Source organism: Streptomyces sp. AM 4-1-1 (assembly GCF_029167625.1).
In the GTDB taxonomy this organism is placed as follows: Bacteria; Actinomycetota; Actinomycetes; order Streptomycetales; family Streptomycetaceae; genus Streptomyces.
This window is the reverse complement of sequence record NZ_CP119145.1, coordinates 3,042,498-3,061,225: the sequence shown is the minus strand read 5'-3', so window position 1 is coordinate 3,061,225 and position 18,728 is coordinate 3,042,498. Positions and strand designations below refer to the sequence as shown.

Below are 18,728 nucleotides of genomic sequence, written 5' to 3'. Positions count from 1 at the left end.
TCGTAAGGCACGACTTACTCGCCTTCATTCGCGATATCAACACCAGTTAGTCCAGCGGCGATTCGGGCCTTATTGACCATCGAGTGATCGAATTTGGAAATCTGCACCGGGACAATGTACTTTCCTGAATAGGTTTTCATCCGCACAAAACCGACATCCTCTGCGCGGATGATGCTTGGAGTCCATACCTTGAAATCATAGTAGTGCGCCAGCTCGCGAGTTTCGTGATCAGAATTGAGGTGAGCGATCAACCAATTCGATGTATTTGAGAGCATTCGCTTGTCCACGGAAGTGACTTCTTGTGTTGCGTAGATCAGTCCCATCCGGTACTTTGCTGCTTCTTTCGATAGGCGTACCCAGGGGTCTTCGGCCACGTCGCGTCCACCGCGCTCGAAGAGGTTGTGCGCCTCTTCGACGATGATCTGCATGTCTACCGGATCATGGTCGGCACGGAACCGCTCGCTTGCACGGTTCAAGAGGTGAGTGACGATGCGTTCGGACATGACCTTCACGACCTTGTCATTTCCGCTTGACAGGTCGACGATGGCAAGTCGACCTGCCTGCATGTCATTCCACAGGTGCTCGCCGACGTCCCCCGCCGACTCAGGACCGTGGAATGGGCGAATAGTGTGAATAGATGAAGTCACACCCGTGTACTTGTAGACGTTCCAGATGGCAGCGAAATGGCAATCCTTGGTGTCGTGCCACTTGGGAAAGTCGCTTTCTCGCTCACCAACCCATTCGGCAAGTGCCAGCGCTCCCGCAGGACTGAGGACGCGGTAGCTCCCCGCTCGGCCTGCTTGTGCAACCGCATTTGGGTGGGAGGACATGAAGTCCGTCATCGGGCCTGATGGTGCGGGGATGATCAGAGCCTGCGGCAAATTGGGCGCCGCAAAACCACATTTAGCTAGAAGGCCGTAAAAGGCGACTGTAGCCCACCCCCAGCGGGCGTGCCCGCTGCGATCATTTTGATCGGGTTCATCCAGGACCGCTGACCGGAAGCTCTTTCCGTAGTTGGTATTTACTGGAGCGGTGGCTTCGCTGACCAGACTCCAGGCGGCTTCGAGTACCTCACGGTCATAAAAATTGATGCGTAGGGGCTGTTCCCGGCTGTCCGCAGCGCTGGGTTCTACCTTGTAGATCCGCACAGTGCTTGAGTCGTCGCCGAGTAGGCGTAGACCGGTGTGGTCCTGCTTATTTACGTTGGCGTATTCACCCTGTGGATCAAAAATGAGCTGACCGATGGAACGGCCGTGTTCCGAGCCGTACTGGTGGACTGCTGTAACCAGAGTCTTGATTGTGTTTGATTTTCCGGTGCGAGTCATTCCGAAAACGGAAGTTTTTCGACCGATGAAGTCAGCCACATTAATGTGAACCTGGGCCTGGTCGGTTCCGGAAATTAGGGCTTTGCGTCGCGTGGCGGCGAATCGGACCTTGCCGATTGCGAGAGCGTCCTTCTTGTCGGCAGGCTCGGGGTAGGAGGCCAGCCACGACAACACCTCAGTTGATGGGAGGAATACCTGGTAGCGAGCAGAAACGACCACGTTATCAATGTCTGCCCCATATTCGATGGGGGCGTCGCGGGAATCTGTCTCAGTATAAAATGTTCCCAAAACCTCGCAGTCGAAAGCTGACTGCTGGAGTTCGTTGCGTGTTAGTACATCCGTGACGTCGTCGTATCCGACCCCTGACGCGCCAGCATCGCGGACGACTGCAAGACGAGTTTGAATCAGCTCCGACTCATTCGGCAGCGGCGCAGTGCCTCGGACTCGGAGCAAGATGACTTCCTGGTCTTCGAGTATGAATCCAGAAGTCGTGTTATCGCCTGCGACGGCTAGGAGGAAGCCGCCCCTGGGAACCCCGCCGGCCTTCTCTTTTTTGAAGTCATCGGTCAACACCACGGCCGAGTCGTAGTCGAGGCGATAGACGCCGCCGACCGGGACGCAACCCCTGTTGACTAGTGCAGTCAACGGCTTCTTGAGTTCGACCGACTGTGAGAGTCCTTCAGTGATGCTCAACGCGCCTTGCCCCCCTCTACCGGTCACGCAAGACAAGGCGTGGCCGCGGTGTGCCTGTGGTCCAGAGTCACTCGGACGCTACACGGAGCCACTGACAAAAGTGTGCCGTATCAATGAGGTTGACGGCTACTCAGGTATCGAGTGGGATCGATCTTGCTCAGGGAGTGAGTGCAGGCCCCCCGGGGCTGCGAGGCCGGCGGTCGGCATCAGTTTGGTGCGTGAGCGCTGCGTGAGCGGACGGGACGGCACCGGATGGATCGGGTGGTACGCGTAGCGAGCGGTTCAGGTCTCCTACCTGGGGAAACGGGATCCACAGGCACTGCCCAGCACCACCAGGGATGATCTTGGCGGCCCTTGTAATGCGTAGGTCGTCGGTTCGAATCCGACAGGGGGCTCTGCAAAACCCCAGGACTCACTCGTCGTGACCTGGGGTTTTGTGCTTGTCAAGATCGATGCGGGGCGGCTGGACGCCTCTTGGTGGACGTCATGATCGCCGCCGGTGGACAACCGGTGGACTGGCGTGTGGCGGTGTGCACTTTTGAAGCCGCTCGGCTTGGAGCGTCCGCAGGTGGACCGTGGGGACTGTGGCGCCTCGGACGCCACAGTCGGGGATCACACCTTGGCAGCCTGATGGCGTTCACTGCGGACGACAGGGGGGACGGCCCCTGGCATGGTCCAGGGGCCGCCCCCATGGTGGGCCGAGAGGCGCTGCTCAGTCGTCGTGGAGCGGGTTGAGCCGGCCGCTGCCGGGCGCGACAGCCGACGGCAACCGGAGAGCCCGCACGGCATCCGGACCGCGGTGACCGAACACCTGTCGGCGTCGAGGGGCGGAGTGCCGACCGAGCAGTTCGAGCGGCTGGCCAGGGTGATCGGCGTTCTGGTCGAGTACGGCATCCGCCCCGGAGGCAGGGTTCAGGTCGAGACGACGGCACAGGTGGATGCCGACGCGTTCACCGTCGCGGTCGTGGACCGAGTACCGGGCCCCTGCATGAGTCGCCGGCCTCCGCGCTGGGTGCCGACGCGTACGACTGGGGGTCACGGACCGTCCCAATGGGGACGGCCGCGTCCTGTGGGCCGCGGAGTTGTCTCACCTCCCACCCGGACGGCATGACGTGCCGCCGTACAGGCCGCACCCTCACACCCGACCGGGCTCGCGTTCAAGCGATTCGCCGGGCGGCGCCCCGGTCTGTCACGTTCCGGCAACTGGAACACCCGGCAGTCGTTCGCCTTTGGTCCAGACCTATTGACGGGCCCAGTCACGCCTCCTACGATCCCGTCGATCGCCGCACCGCATCTCTCCTGCTGCATCCGGGGCCGTGCGTCCACGCCCCCCTCACGCACACTCACGCCCACGGCACGTGGCGAGAATGGAGCACAGCATGTTCCGTCGGAGAATTCGTACTCTGCCCGAGGCGGATGACGGGCATTCGGCCGCCGTCCGGACGCGGCGCAGCTCGACCGTCCTGACCCGTACGCTCGCCGGGGTGAGCGCCGCCGCCGTCATCGGCGCCTGCGTCACCCTGGTCGGTTCCGGCTCGGCCGACGCCGCCGGCACCAACCTGGTGGCCAACTCCGGCTTCGAGAGCGGGCTTTCCGGCTGGTCCTGTGCCGATGGTTCCGGCGCGGTCGTCAGCAGCCCGGCGCACTCCGGCTCGTCCGCGCTGAAGGCCACGCCGTCCGGCCTGGGCAACGCTCAGTGCACCCAGACGGTCAGCGTGCAGCCCAACTCGAAGTACACGCTGAGTGCCTTCGTCCAGGGCAGTTACGTCTACCTCGGCGCCAGCGGCACCGGTGCCACCAGCGAGCCGCAGACCTGGACGCCCAGCTCCTCGTCGTACAGCGAGCTGAGCGTCGGCTTCACCACCGGTGCGAACACCACATCGGTGACGGTCTACCTGCACGGCTGGTACGGGACGCCCGCGTACTTCGCGGACGACGTGTCGCTCACCGGTCCCGGTGGCACGACGCCCCCGCCGACCACCCCGCCGCCCACGACCCCTCCGCCGACCACGCCGCCGCCCACGACTCCTCCGCCCACCACCCCGCCGCCCACCGACCCGCCGGGCGACGCCACCTGTGCCACGAAGCCCAAGCCGACCGGCAAGGTGCTGCAGGGGTACTGGGAGAACTGGGACGGCGCCTCGAACGGCGTCCACCCCGGTATGGGCTGGGTTCCCATCACCGACAGCCGGATCGCCCAGCATGGCTACAACGTCATCAACGCCGCCTTCCCGGTGATTCTCTCGGACGGAACCGTCCTGTGGGAGGACGGCATGGACGCGGGTGTGAAGGTGTCGACGCCGGCGGAGATGTGTGAGGCCAAGGCGAAGGGCGCCACGCTCCTGATGTCCATCGGCGGCGCGACCGCGGGCATCGACCTGTCGTCGAGCAAGGTCGCCGACCGCTTCGTGGAGACGGTCGTCCCGATCCTCAAGAAGTACAACTTCGACGGGATCGACATCGACATCGAGACCGGTCTGTCCGGCAGTGGGAACATCAACACCCTGTCCGCCTCCCAGTCCAATCTGATCCGCATCATCGACGGCGTGCTCGCCAAGATGCCGGCGGGCTTCGGTCTGACGATGGCGCCCGAGACCGCGTACGTCACCGGCGGCAGCGTCACCTACGGGTCCATCTGGGGCTCGTACCTGCCGATCGTGAAGAAGTACGTGGACAACGGCCGGCTGTGGTGGCTCAACATGCAGTACTACAACGGCAGCATGTACGGCTGCTCGGGCGACTCGTACCAGGCCGGCACCGTGGAGGGCTTCGCCGCTCAGACCACCTGCCTCAACAACGGCCTGACCATCCAGGGCACCACGATCAAGGTGCCGTACGACAAGCAGGTGCCCGGCCTGCCGGCGCAGCCCGGCGCGGGCGGCGGCTACATGGCGCCCAGCCAGGTCAGCCAGGCGTGGAACACGTTCAACGGCTCGCTCAAGGGCCTCATGACGTGGTCCATCAACTGGGACGGCTCGAAGGGCTGGTCCTTCGGCAACAACGTCAAGGGCCTGCAGAACCGCTGATCCCGATGCGTCCGGCCCGCCGGGGCCGGACGCGTCAACATGACGCATCCTGTCCGGAGTTGTCCGTCGCCGCGAGGCGGCCGGGCAACTCCGGACGCGCGTCCGGGCTCAGCTCTCGGTCCGTGCCACCGCGGTGGCCGGGGTCTCCGCGCCGCTGCCGCCTCGTACGATCCGGGCGGAAGGCGTGGCCGCGCGTGGGGTGCGCAGGAGGACGAAGGCCAGTACGGCGGCGAGGAAGGTCAGCGCGGCGGCGACGATCAGGCACAGGTGCATGCCGTCGAGGAAGGAGTCGCCGACGGCGGCCCACACCCGTCCGGCCTCGGCGCCCAGGGGGACGCCGCCCGCGCCGCCGAGGCCGTTGGCCTGTACGGCCGCCTCGACGCGGGCGCCGGTCGCGTCGGAGACCCCGGCGTCGGCGAGGTGGCCGGGCAACGCGCTCGCGGCGCGACTCGTGAGCAGGGCGCCGAGGACGGCCGGGCCCAGGGCTCCGCCGACCTGCCGGAAGGCGTTGTTCCCGGCGGCGGCCATCCCGGCGAGCTGGTGCGGGACGGAACCGACGGCGGTCGCCGTCATGGGCGTGGTCACCAGGCCCATGCCGAGGCCGAGCAGGATCAGCCGCCAGGACAGGGACCCGAAGGACGTGTCGGCCCCCGCGCCCAGCAGGAACAGCAGCGAGGCCGTCACCATCAGCAGTCCGACGGTGATCATGCCGCGCGTGGAGAGGCGGTGCATGAGCCGGCCGGCCGGACCGCTGACGACGAGGGCCGCCCCGGTCACCAGCAGCATCCGCCAGGCCGCGCCGAGGGTGTCGAGGTGCTGGACCATCCCGAAGTACAGGCTCAGGACGAAGAAGAACCCGATCATGGCCATGAACATCACCATCGCGACGAGGGTGGTCGCGGCGAAGCCCGGGCTGCGGAACAGGGACAGGTCGAGCATGGGGCTCGTGGAGCGTCGTTCGACGCGTACGAACAGGACGCCGCTGATCACGGCCACGGCGAGCGCCACCAGGACCTCGGCGTCGGTGAAGGAACCGGCCCCGCCCTCGATCACGCCGTAGACGAGCGCGGTGATCGCGAGGGCGGCGGTGATCTGGCCGGGCCAGTCGAGACGGCGCCCGTGCGGGGCGCGCGAGTCGGCGAGCAGCCGTACGGCGATGACGAAGGCGATCAGCGCGACCGGGATGGGCGCCACGAAGATCCAGCGCCACTCGGTGTGGGAGACGACGGTGCCCGCCAGGACCCCGCCGACGGCGAGCGCGCCGAGCAGGCACATCGCCCATATGCCGATGTACTTGCCGCGTTCCCTGAAGTCGGGCACGGCGTGGCTGATGAGGGCGAGCGTCGTGGGCAGGAGGGCGGCGGCGCCGAGGCCGGCCAGCGCCTGGCCGATCCACACGACCTGCACGGTGGCCGCGCTCAGCGCGGTGGCCGCTCCCGCGGCCGTCAGCAGGAGACCGGTGAGGAAGACCTTCTTGCGTCCGTGGACATCGCCGAACACCCCCGCCGTCAGGATGAACGCGGCCATGGGCAGGACGAACGCGTCCGAGACCCAGGACAGTTCGGAGGTCGAGGCACCCAGCGCCCGCTGGATGGCCGGGAGGCTCACCGACACCGTCGTGACCGGCAGGTAGGCGACGAAGACCCCCAGGCAGGCCATGAGGATGGTGGCCCGCCGATGGGAGACCGGCGGCGGCACGGACGCCGGGCGACCGGTCTGGGTGGCCTGGCCGGGCGCGGTGGCCGGACTGCTGTGGGACACGGGGACAGCTCCTTCTGAGCATGTGGCTGTGTGGACGGCCGCCCGGCGACTTCTTCGCGCCGAGCCGGACCGCCGGGACGCCCGTGCGCGCACGCGAGTGCCGGCACGGGCGTCCCGACGGCCTCACCGTGCGTCCTCGCGGGCGCGTGCGATGGTCCGTCCGGTCGGAACCAGCCGTCGGGACGACGAGGAGGCCGGGGTCGACGCGCGCTGCCCGGCGCGGCCTGGACGGTGGCCGCGTGGTGTGAGGCGAGCGGGGCCGTGCGGTACGAGCGACCGGGGCGCGGTGTGGGCGCTCCTGACGCGGTGCGGCGCACGGGCCGGACTGCTCCCTCGGGCCGGCCATGGCACACCGGGCTTCCTTGCCCGGGTCCGTGACCGACGACGGGTCTGCGCGCGGCGGTCCGGCCGCGCCTGGTTCCGTCGACCAGTCTCGGGCAGAGCACGGAAAAATGCCCACCTCTCCCCGTTCCGGTGGAGGAAACTGGTATCAAGGGCCGGACAGGGAGATATTCACTCCATGATTGACGCGATCGACACCCAAATCCTCCATTGTCTCCAGATCGCGCCCCGGGCGCCGTTCCGCCTGATCAGCGAGGTCGCGGGGGTGTCCGAGCAGACGGTGGCGCGGCGCTTCCAGGCGCTGCGGCGCCGGGGCGTCCTGCGCGTCATGGGTCTGGTGAACCCGGAGGTGTACGGGCGGGCCGCCTGGGTCGCGCGGATCACCTGCCGCCCGGACCGGGTCGACGCGGTCGCGGACGCGCTGACCCGGCGGCCGGACGTGTCGTACGCGCACCTCGCCTCCGGCGGCGCCGAGATCATCTGCACTCTCAACGCGCCGATCGCCGAGGACCACGGCCCTGACCTGCTGCCACGCCGCCTCCAGCGTTCCTCCGGGGTGCTCGGCGTCGAGATGGCGTTGCTGCTGCACGCCTTCTCCGCGCCCTGGGCCCACTGGACGGGCTTCGGCCCGCCGTTGAGCGAGGCGGCGGTGGCGCTGCTGACCGCGCACGACCCGCGGCCCGGCCTCCGGTCCCGGCCCACGCCCCTCCCGCCGAAGGAGGAGGACGCACCCCTGCTGGCCGCCCTCGCCGAGGACGGCCGCGCGAGCTACGCCCGGCTGGCCCAGCTCACCGGCTGGTCCACGAACCGGGTCGCGCGGCGCCTGGAGGCGCTGGAGGAGTCCGGGACCCTCTACTTCGACGTGGACCTGCTGTCCCAGCGACTGGGCTGGAACCTCCAGGCGACCCTGTGGATGCGAACGGCGCCCGCGAGCCTCCACCAGGTGGGCTCCGCCCTCGTCCACCACCCGGAGGTCGCCTTCGCCGCCGCGATCGCGGGTGAACACAACCTCATGGCCATCGTCATCTGCGCGGACGTGCAGGACTTCTACCGCTTCCTGACGACGAGCCTCGCGGCGACCACCGGCATCGACAGCTACGCGGTCAGCATCCGCGTACGCCACCTGAAGCAGGCGGCCTCGCTCGTCAACCAAGGGAGGCTGGTGCACTACTCGGGCGGGGGGTGAAGGCCCGGTCGTGCGGGGTCGGCCCGGCCCGTGCGCGCCACTGCCCGCCGTGTGCTCGCGGCGCGAGGACTGCCGGTCGTCCGCCAGCCTTTCCACCGTCAAGTCGTGTGGTGGGTGCAGGGCGTCTCGACGAGGACGAGGCGCAGTCGCGGAACCGCGTTCCGCGCAGCCGGCGGGGTCCGCCCCCTGGACGACATCGTCCTGGACGCGCCTCCCGGTTCCTGAGGTCCACCCGGTGGCGGCATGTGGACGACCTCCTCGTCGGGGGAGGCGCTGTTCCCCTGGTCGCGCGGACCGGCGCCGGCCGGTATGAATCGAAACCGAAGAGGTCCGGATTCCGCGTCGAAGAGGTCCGGTTCCGTCCGAGTTCTCTGCCGGTGACAGCGAGGGAGTGTTCACGTCATGGATGTCCCCGAGGGACGATCAGGCACGCGACCGGTTCTGCTCCGCGCCCTGCCGCGGTCCACGGGCCCGGGGCGGGTGCTCGGGGCCGTCGGCCGTCTGGAGGACACGCGTCTTCTCGACGGTGTGGCGCGTTCGCTCCGACGATGTACGCGGGCGCTGCCCCTCGGCCGTGGCCGGGACGTCCTGCACGGCAGATGGCTGGGGCATCCCGTCCATCCGGTGATGGTGCAGATCCCGGTCGGCGCGTGGTTCTCCTCGGCGGTTCTGGACTGCGTTCCGGGAGCACGGCGGTCCTCCCGGGTGCTGATCGGACTCGGTCTCGTGGGGGCGGTTCCGGCCGCGCTGGCCGGCTGGGTGGACTGGGCGGAACTGCAGAAGCCGCAGATGCGCGTCGGCCTCGTGCACGCCGCGTGCAACTCGGTGGCCGTGGTCTGTTACGGCGGATCGCTGGGTGCCCGCCTCACCGGCCGTGAGTTCCGTGGCCGCGTCCTCGCCCTGGCGGGTCTGACGGCCGTCTCCGTGGGCGGGGCGCTGGGTGGTCATCTGGCCTACCGTCAGGCGGCCGGTGCCAACCACACGGAGTCCGTTCCCCATCTGGTGGGGGAGGGGTGGCACCCGGTCGGCCCCCTCGACGGGATTCCCGTCGGACGCCCGGTGCGCAGGCTGCTCGACGACATCGCCGTGGTGGTGGTGCGGCAGCCCGACGGCTCGGTGCAGGCACTCGCGGACCACTGCAGCCACCTCGGGGGCCCCTTGTCCGAGGGGACGGTCCGTGACGGCTGTGTGCGGTGTCCCTGGCACGGCAGTGTCTTCCGCCTGTCGGACGGCTGGAACGTGCGCGGCCCCGCCACGTCGCCCCAGCCCGCGTTCGACACCCGGATCACCGACGGGCAGCTGGAGATCCGGCTGCGGCGCGGGCTCAGGGCTGTCCCGTAATCCCTGATCCCTGGACTTTTCCCGCGCCGGCCCTGCGGGTTTCTTTTGGGTGTCTTCCGTCCGTGGCAGGGCCCGAAGCGGGCCGGACAGACAGCGCCGCCTTTTTCTCGCACGGCTTTCCGACGCCCAGTAAGGGCTGTCCCGCAATCCGTGGTGGATCAGCGTGCGGCGTCAGATGCGGTGCATCGCAAGGCGGAGGGGCGTCCGCATACTGGATGTATGGGGACGTTCCGACAACGCTGCGAGGTGCCGTAGCTGTCGTCGCACGCCCACCAGGGATTGCGGGACAGCCCTTGGGACCGACATCCCTCACGGCACGCGGCGCGGGCCTGGATTTCGCTCCTCGGAACGCTGAACTGCTGATGTATGCCCCGCCCCTGTTTCGGCTCATCCCCTCGGGGTCATTGCTGTTCTGACCTCCTCCCCTCACGCACGTACTGGAGACAAGAATGGGCGAGAAACATCCGGTGAAAGCCGCTGTGGCGAAGGCCGCCGAAGCGCTGAGCGGTGGGACCGGACCCGAGGACGGCATTCCCGGAAAACCTGGATTCGAGTCACCCCCGGTCGCCGAGCCCACCGAGCCGCGTGGGCCGCTGCCGCCCAAGCCCGACCAGAGCGGTCCCGCGACGGTCAGCCCCACGGGCCGGGCCACCGGAGTGGATCAGGCCGAGGTGGCCCAGCAGGGCGAGTACCTGACGACCGCGCAGGGTGTGCGGCTGTACGACACCGACCACTCGCTCAAGGCCGGTGCCCGCGGGCCGGTCCTCCTCCAGGACCACCACCTGCGGGAGAAGATCACGCACTTCGACCACGAGCGCATTCCCGAGCGGGTGGTCCACGCCCGCGGGGCCGCGGCTCACGGGGTGTTCCAGGGCTACGGCACCGCCACCGGGGTGACCAGGGCGGCGTTCCTCGCCAAGGACGCCGAGACGCCGGTGTTCGTACGTTTCTCGACGGTGCTGGGCTCACGGGGCTCGGCCGACACCGTGCGCGACACCCGGGGCTTCGCGACGAAGTTCTACACCGACGAGGGCACCTTCGACCTGGTCGGCAACAACATCCCGGTCTTCTTCATCCAGGACGCGATCAAGTTCCCCGACATCATCCACGCGGGGAAGCCGCACCCGGACCGGGAGATCCCGCAGGCGCAGAGCGCGCACGACACCTTCTGGGACTTCGTCACGCTGCACACCGAGGCGACCCACCACACGCTGTGGAACATGTCCGACCGGGGCATTCCGCGCTCGTACCGCACCATGGAGGGCTTCGGCATCCACACCTTCCGTCTGGTCGACGCGAAGGGGGCGACGACGCTGGTCAAGTTCCACTGGAAACCCAAACTGGGCGTGCACTCCCTGGTGTGGGAGGAGGCGCAGATCATCGGCGGCGTGGACCCGGACTTCCACCGCAGGGACCTCGCCGACGCCATCGAGGCCGGGGCGTTCCCCCAGTGGGAACTCGGAATCCAGACCTTCCCCGACACCCCGGAGCAGACGTTCGAGGGCATCGACCTGCTGGACCCGACGAAGATCGTCCCCGAGGAGCTGGCACCGGTCCGGCCCATCGGGCTCATGACGCTCAACGCCAACCCGTCGAACTACTTCGCGGAGACCGAGCAGGTGGCGTTCCACACGGGCCACCTCGTACCCGGTATCGACATCACCGACGACCCGCTGCTCGCCGGACGGATGTTCTCGTACCTGGACACGCAGATCACCCGTCTCGGCGGGCCGAACTTCGCCCAGCTCCCGATCAACCGCGCGCACGCCCCGGTCAACGACATGCTCCGTGACGGCATGCACCAGACGGCCGTGCACCGCGGCGTGGCCCCCTACCGCCCGAACTCGCTCGACGCGGGCTGCCCCTTCCTGGCGGGCGCGGACACCGGGGCGTTCATCGAGACGCCCGTGGAAGTGCCCACGGCACGGAAGGCGCGCGAGGCCCCCGCCTCCTTCTCCGACCACTTCAGCCAGCCCCGGCTGTTCTGGCTCAGCATGACGCCCGTCGAACAGGAACACATCATCGCGGCGTACAGCTTCGAGCTGGGCAAGTGCTACGAACAGGCGGTCAAGGAGCGGGGTCTCCAGGCGCTCGCCAACATCGATCCGCGACTGTGCGAGGAGGTCGCCGCCGGGCTCGGTCTGCCCGCACCCGAGCCCACCGTGACGCTCGCGGAGCCCGCGCCCAGCCCCGCGCTGTCCCAGGTCGGCCAGGTGTGGCCGCCCGACGGACGGATCATCGGCATCGTCGTCGGAGAAGGCACCGACCTCGCCGACCTCCGTTCCGTACGCGCAGCGGTCCTGGACGCGGGCATGGTGCCGCTGGTGATCGCCCCGGCCGGCGGAAAGCTCGACGCGGGCGGGGACCCGATCACCGTCCAGCGCACCTTCGCCACCGCCCGGTCGGTGGAGTACGACGCCGTCCTGCTCGCCGGAGCGCCCGGACCCGGCAGCGACGCGTACGGGGCTCGCGACGCGAAGGCCGGTGCCCCGGCACCGGCGACCGGGGTGACGGCCGATCCCCGCGTGCTGCTCCTGCTCGCCGAGGCGTTCCGGCACGGCAAGGCCATCGGCGGCTGGGGTGGCGCCGAAGGGGTACTGGAGGCGGCGGGCGTCCCGCTCGCGGCTCCCGGAGTCGTACTCGCCCGGAGCGGGCCCGCCGCCCTGGAGGAGGTCTCCCGACTGCTCGGCGAGCACCGGGTCTGGGAACGCTTCCCGGCGGCGCTCTGACCTTCCGCCCGAGGCCGTCCGTGTCATCGGCGGCGCCCGGGGACCGGCACCGCGGGTGACGCGGCGGCCCGGCCCCGGGCGGCGGCGCTCCACCGGGGGAGGCGGTCATGGGGAAGGGCGACCTCGGTGGGGCGGGTGTGCCGGTGCGGACAAGTGCGCGAACCCTCCTCCGTCGGCCCGCGGCTTTCCGTACCATCCACGGGTACGGGACACGAGATGGCGAGTACCGCGCATCTTCTTCTGCACCGACCGGGGGAACGGGACTTGGACTATCGGCATCTCTTCTCCGACGACGAGGTCAGGCAGGAGTTCTTCGACCGGTTCGACGAGGTCGCGGACGGCGCGGCGGGGCTGGACGGTTTCGAGAGCGTCGACGGCGGGATCACCGTCGACCGGGCCGTGGACGCCGTGGAGCGCATGGCCGAAGGCAACTGGGTGCCCGGGAACTCCGGGCTCGAAGCGATCATCGAGCGCTTCGTACGGCCGGTGCACCTCGTGCAGCGGTCGACCTTCGTGCTGCCCGAGGACGGGCGCGTCACGAGCCGGAAGGTGGCCGCGCGCGTCGAGCGCGCCCGTCGGCCGCTGGAGGCGGCGATTCCCTGCGTCGGCCGTATCGATCTGCGCAACCATGCCATGCGGTGGGTGGGGACCGGCTGGATGGTGGGCCCGCGTCTGGTCGTGACCAACCGGCACGTGGCGGAGACCTTCGCCCGGGGGACCGGCAGGGGCTTCCCCCTCCGCGTCTTCGGGACGGGACGGCCCGTGCGGCCCACCCTCGACTGGTACCGGGAGTACCGGCGGCCCGAGGAGTCACGTTTCCGCGTGACCGAGGTCCTGTGGATCGAACCGGACAGCGGCCACGACGTGGCCCTCCTGCGGATCGCCGCCTCCGGCGAGGACGGCGAGGCCCCGCCCCCGGTCATCGCCCTCGACACCGCCCCGGCCCGGGTGGGCCGGTGGATCGCGGTGATCGGCTATCCCGGGTACGACATCCGCGCGAACACGGCCGACCAGCAACGCATCTTCGACGGCGTGTACGACTGCAAGAGGCTGGCGGCGGGGCTGATCACCGCCGTCGAAGGGCGCGATGTCGTCCATCACGACGCCACCACCCTGAACGGCAACTCCGGTTCCGCGGTGATCGACCTGGACTCCGGCAAGGCGGTGGCCCTGCACTTCGCCGGAGCGGCCGACGGCCGGAGCAACATGGCCGTGCCCGCCGCCGCCGTGGCCCGCATCGTACGGGCGCATGGCCGCTGAGCACGGAACGCCCGAGGACCGGCTCGCCGTCGGCGGCGGCGAGGTCGTCGGCGGTGGCGAGGTCATCGGCATCAGTGAGGTCGTCGGCGAGGTCGTCGGCGTGCCCGGTCTGGAGGCCGTCACCAGGGCCGCCGCGGGTCTCGTCGAGACGGAGGACCTGCTCCGGGTGATCGAGGACGCGATGCGGCGGGTGGCGGTCGTCGAGATCGACGGCAGTCCGGTGGGTACGGGCGTTCTCGTACGGCCTGACGTGCTGCTGACCGCGGGACATGTGCTCGGCCCCGCCCTGGCGTCGGGGACGCTGCCGGACACCGTCGAGGCCCGCTTCGACTTCCGCACGGTCTCGGCGACCGGCCCGTACGAGACCGGTTTCCGGGTACGGCTGACGGAACTCCTCGACAGCAGTCCGCCGACCGACGCGGAGGCCGCGTCCTCGCCGCTGTCCTTCGACGCCCCGCCGGACCGCCTCGACTACGCCCTGTTGCGGACGGGCGGCCCCGTCCCGTCGTACGGCGGCGGAGCGTTTCCGCCCTCCCCGCGCGGTCATTACGAACTGGAGGAGACGGGTTACGACTTCGGGGGCGGGGGGCCTCTGTTCCTCGTACAGCATCCGCTCGCCATGCGTGCGAAGGTCTCGTTCCCGCAGTCGGCGAAGGCCAACGAAGCGGGTACGCGCTTCCGTTACCAGCACGCGAACACCCTGCCCGGATCGTCCGGGTCTCCCGTCATCGATGTCCGCGGCCGTCTGGTCGGCATCCACCACTACGCGGTCGGAGGGGTCAACCAGGGTGTTCCGGCGGCCGCGATCGCGTCGTCGGTCGGCCGTGGGCCCAATCCCTGGGTCGTGGGCGCCCCTTCACCTCGCAGTGGCGTGAACACCTCGTCGATCATGGTGAGTTGGGTGGAGGAGGACCGGCGCTGGGCGGAACTGGTGCACGACGCCCTCACGGCCGCGGGCCATCAGGTGCTCATGGGCCCGGCGGCCGACGGCCCAGGCGACCAGGGCGTCCGGGAGCATGTGGACGCGGGCGGGCGGGTGTTCGCCGTCGTCAGCCCCGCCTATCTCGCCGACGCCCGGAAGACCGCCGAGCGCGACTACGTCGTCCATCAGCTCGACCACGCGACCGCCCGCGACCGGCTGGTGCCGCTCCTGGTCGAGGGCGACGCCTCGGGAAGCCTGGCGCTGCTGTCGCCGGTCGACCTGCGCGACGCGAGCGACACCGTCGTCCGTGGGCGGCTGACCTCCGCCGTGCCCCCGGCCGCCGCCCCGTCCGCAGGGCCGCCGACTCCCGGGTCGGACACCCTCCTCGGTTTCAGGCCCGGCGACCCGCTGCCCCGCCTCCAGCGGCTCAGCCACCGGGCCCGCCGGGCGGCCGGGACCGTGCCGGGTACGGTCTTCGCCGACGCCGAGGAGAGCCAGTTCGCGGCGGGGCTGTACGTCACCCGCAATCTGGAGGAGGAGCTTCTCCGGCGTCTGGACGCCGACCGCGTCACCCCCGTCGTGGTGACCGGCGAGGCCGGCTGCGGCAAGACGAGCATCCTGTGGAGCCTGGCACGGCGGCGGTGCGAGTCGCCGTCGGGGGAGGTCTTCTTCCTCAAGGCGACCTGGCTGGTGCCCGACGACTCCGGCAGCACCCGGGCCGAGCAGGGGACACTCCTCGCCGCCGTCGAACAGGCCCGGGAGGCCGGACACGCCGTGACCGTGCTGGTCGACACCGTGGACGTCCTCATGAACAGCGACGCCTCCTGGGAGGCCCTGGTCACGGTCGTGGAGTCGGCGGTGGCGGCCGGTGCCTCGGTCGTCATGACGTCGAGGGTGGCGGAGGCGACCGAACTGCCGTCCCGCTGGCAGCGGTTCCGGCTGTCCGACTACGACACGGGCACCGGGCAGGGTTCGCACTCGACGAGTGAGTTCGAGCGCGCGGTGCTGGCGCACAGCAAGTTCTTCACGAACGACCCACAGACCCGGGAAGACCTGATCACCAGGATGCTGGCGATCGTCGCGCGGGACATCTCGCTGAACCCGCTGTGCCTGCGCCCGCTGACCCTGCGCATGCTCTTCGAGATCTACACCCCCGGCGTCGTGCCCGACGTCGTCGACACCACGGGCCTGTACGAGGCGTTCTGGGACCATCGGGTGGCGTGCGACCGCCGCTCCTGGGAGGGCGCCGGCGACCGCACGGCACACGACCGTGATCTCGGGCCGAGCGCCATGGCCCTCGCCCTGGAGATGCTGCGGGCCGGGCTGCCCGAGGCACGCGTCGACCGCGTCCGGCTGCCCGCGACACTGACCTCGCAGCGGCTCACCCAGGACGTGGCCCTCCTGGTGAAGCGCGGGGTGGGTCAACTCGCGGGCGGGGTCTTCCAGTTCTTCCACCAGACGTTCTTCGAGTACGCCGCGAGCCGTGCCCTGGTCCTCGACCACGGCGCCGCCGGGCTCGGCGCCCTCGTCCGGCACCTGCGGGACCTGGACAGCGAGGACTACTTCCTTCTGGCCGTGCTGGAACAGGCGTGGCTGTGTGCGGACCGGACACAGGACGCGGGGGACGCCGCCGCGGCGACCGTCGGACATCTGGTGAAGGCTCTCGCCGATGGGTTGGGAAAGGCGGGAGGGGTGGGAGAGGCAGGGGTTTCGGGAGGCGGGTCGGACGGGTCGGACGGGTCGGGGGGTGGCTCGGGCAGTTCGGGGGTTTCGGGGGGTGGCTCGGGCAGTTCGGGGGACTCTGGGAGTGGTTCGGTCGGACCGCACGGCTCGGACGGGCCGGGGGGCTCGCGGGGTGGTCCGGGCGGCTCGGACGGCTCGGACGGCGGGCGGGTCCCGATCCGTTACGGGCTGCGCAGAGCGGTGCTCGCGGTCTGCGCCCAGAGTTCCCTGCTGACCGACGACATGCTGCCCGAACTGTTGTGTGTCCTCGGTTCCCCCACGCTGCCCCTGCCCTCCCTGCGGCAGTTCCTCGAACTGCTGCCCTCGCCCGGCCGCACGTACGGCCCCCGCGACATCGCCTTCCTGAAGGCCGCCTCGCAGCGACCGGACAACGCCTGGATCGCCGTACTGGAGGTCCTGGAGAGGTTGTTGCCCCGCGATCCGGCTCAAGTCCTGGCCACCGTGCGCGAACTGGGCATCGTCGAGCGCGCCGCCGCCGGCGGCCATGAGCTGTCCACGCGCGGTGAGCTGGCGCAGTTCCTCGTCACGCTCCTGCTCTGGCGTCCCGCCGAGGCATTTCCCCTCCTGGAGACGGTGGCCGACGCGGCGCTGGCCCTCGACCGATCCCAGTACGTGGCCGACATCCTGACCAGGATGGCTTCCCTGTGCGCGGACCACGGCGACCCGGAGGAGTGGGCCGTCCGGGCCGACCGGATTCTCGGCAGTACCACGACGACGTCGTCGGCCCTCATCAAGTCGCACACCGCCGTCCTCGTCCCGTATCTGCGCACCCTGTCCCTGCCCGACCTGGTCGGGCGGCTCACGGCCCTCGCGTCCCGGCTGCTGTCCACGACCGACCCCGCGACGGCCGACCGGTCGCTCCTGGGGGCGATCCTCACGGCCGTCGCGGAAGTGACCCCTGCCGACGCCGACCCGGCTCCCGTCGTGGACCTCCTGGTGCGGGTCACCCGCAGGGAGCAGATGGCCGACCTGTCGCGCGGTTCCCTGGTCCGCCTCCTCGACTCCGACACACCCGTCGGCCCGGCGGTGCGTGACCTCGCCGTCGACTGGCTCGTACAGGGGATGCCGCTCACCGAACTCCAGGACCCCACCGGCATCCGCGCCCGGGTCGTACGGACGGCCCTGACACAGCTGGACCTGCCGCTGCCCCGGGTCGCCGACGTCGCGGGCCGGGCGGCGGCGGCCTGGCCGCCGTCGGCGGACGACCCCGCCAGGGTGTGGCGGTCCTCCGCGTGCCTCCTCCACCTTCTGGTGCGCGGCGCGGCGGCGGGCATTCCCGAGGCCCGCGCGGTGATGGACCGACTGCCGGACGGAGGCTCGTTGTCGGGCACCGCCGTGGTGGCCTGGGTGGACCCCTTCAGGAAACAGGCGTCGACCGCGGGCGAGGCCGGCCTGGTGGCGGATCTCCTGATCCGCATCGACGAACTCAGGCACGTGCGCACGATGTTGGCGAACGACGTGGTCCTCGACGAGGCGTCGCTCACCCGGCTCACCGCGTCGTCGCTCGCCGCACTGCGCGCGGCCGTGCCGAAGGCCCGCCCGGACGTCATGAGCCACGAGGACCGCACCCGGCTGCGATCCCTGACCGCACTGCTCGCCGAGCTGGAGAGGACCGGTACGCCCGTCCCCCTCGCCTGGGAGGAACTGTCGGGCTGGATCGACCGGATACCCGACTCCGTCGCCGTGGGATGGCTCATCGATCTCGTCGGGGCCGGGCTGGAACGCGGCGACCACCCGCCGGCCGAGGCGCTGTCGCTGCTGCGCGGCCTGTGCGGCGCCGACGGCACGACGGTCGACTGCTCCACGGAGCACGGGTCGCGGGCGCGGCGGTGGTGCCTGTGGTGGTACGGCACCTACGGCGCGGCGGCGGACATCGCGGAGACGTACCGGCTCGCATTCCACGAACCGGCCGACGACACGGGCCTCATCAAGATCGCCAACTACTGCTTCGCCGACCGGCACGAGACGCCTCTCACCGAGGAGGAGGCCGTCGGGCTCCTCCTCGGCATCGGACGGCGGTTGAGGTCGAGCAGGCTCGGTTCGGCTCCCCGCAAGAACATCGCACAGGCGTGGCGGGGAGCGATGCGGTCCGTCGTGCCGGGCGGGAGCGCGGCCACACACCTCCGTATCATCCGTCAACTGCCGGAACTGGACGACGCGTTCGCCGCGCGGGTGGTCCAGTACGTCCCGGTGAGGCGGACACCGGAACTGCGCACCGCGCTGGAGGACGTCGCGGAACTGCCGGGGCTCGGCGCGCGTCTGCAAGGCGCCGCCGACAAGATCCTGGACGAGCACAAGCGGCACGCCTCGGAGGGAGGCTGGCCCGGCCTCTTCGCCGATCTGGCCCGCTGGGAAGGGCCAAAGGGGCGGGGCGCGGTGTCCGGGGCGGACTGACGGTCC

At 69.9% G+C, this 18,728-nt stretch carries 8 protein-coding genes and 1 pseudogene; 7 read left to right on the top strand and 2 right to left on the bottom strand.

Translation table 11 applies throughout. The features are described 5' to 3' along the window. Positions 1 to 14: 14 nt before the first annotated feature. Positions 15 to 2,018 (bottom strand): DUF87 domain-containing protein, encoded by a 2,004-nt coding sequence (locus PZB75_RS12980; protein WP_275535458.1) that lies wholly within the window; start codon positions 2,016 to 2,018, stop codon positions 15 to 17. A gap of 1,367 nt (positions 2,019 to 3,385) precedes the next feature. Here PZB75_RS12980 and PZB75_RS12975 point away from each other — a divergent pair. Beyond that, positions 3,386 to 3,913, top strand: a pseudogene (locus tag PZB75_RS12975) (carbohydrate binding domain-containing protein); the annotation flags it as partial. Positions 3,914 to 4,123: 210 nt separating this feature from the next. After that, positions 4,124 to 5,044, top strand: a complete 921-nt coding sequence (locus PZB75_RS12970; protein WP_275538691.1) for a chitinase — start codon at positions 4,124 to 4,126, stop codon at positions 5,042 to 5,044. A 108-nt stretch (positions 5,045 to 5,152) separates the two neighbouring features. Here PZB75_RS12970 and PZB75_RS12965 read toward each other — a convergent pair whose 3' ends face one another. Continuing rightward, on the bottom strand, positions 5,153 to 6,703 hold the full coding sequence (locus tag PZB75_RS12965; RefSeq protein WP_275538690.1) for an MFS transporter: 1,551 nt from the start codon (positions 6,701 to 6,703) through the stop codon (positions 5,153 to 5,155). A gap of 622 nt (positions 6,704 to 7,325) precedes the next feature. Here PZB75_RS12965 and PZB75_RS12960 point away from each other — a divergent pair. The 5 genes from PZB75_RS12960 to PZB75_RS12940 all read left to right on the top strand — a co-directional run bounded on the left by PZB75_RS12960 (position 7,326) and on the right by PZB75_RS12940 (position 18,722). Further along, on the top strand, positions 7,326 to 8,333 hold the full coding sequence (locus tag PZB75_RS12960; protein WP_275535457.1) for an AsnC family transcriptional regulator: 1,008 nt from the start codon (positions 7,326 to 7,328) through the stop codon (positions 8,331 to 8,333). 402 nt (positions 8,334 to 8,735) lie between these two features. Then, on the top strand, positions 8,736 to 9,674 hold the full coding sequence (locus tag PZB75_RS12955; RefSeq protein WP_275535456.1) for a Rieske 2Fe-2S domain-containing protein: 939 nt from the start codon (positions 8,736 to 8,738) through the stop codon (positions 9,672 to 9,674). Between the two features lie 449 nt (positions 9,675 to 10,123). Continuing rightward, positions 10,124 to 12,403, top strand: a complete 2,280-nt coding sequence (locus PZB75_RS12950; RefSeq protein WP_275535455.1) for a catalase — start codon at positions 10,124 to 10,126, stop codon at positions 12,401 to 12,403. Positions 12,404 to 12,667: 264 nt separating this feature from the next. Further along, complete coding sequence (locus tag PZB75_RS12945) at positions 12,668 to 13,663, top strand: serine protease (protein WP_275535454.1); 996 nt, start codon at positions 12,668 to 12,670, stop codon at positions 13,661 to 13,663. Beyond that, positions 13,653 to 18,722: a trypsin-like peptidase domain-containing protein gene (locus PZB75_RS12940; protein WP_275535453.1), complete on the top strand. Its 5,070-nt coding sequence runs from the start codon at positions 13,653 to 13,655 to the stop codon at positions 18,720 to 18,722. The genes PZB75_RS12945 and PZB75_RS12940 overlap by 11 nt, the downstream gene beginning before the upstream one ends. Positions 18,723 to 18,728: the final 6 nt, after the last annotated feature.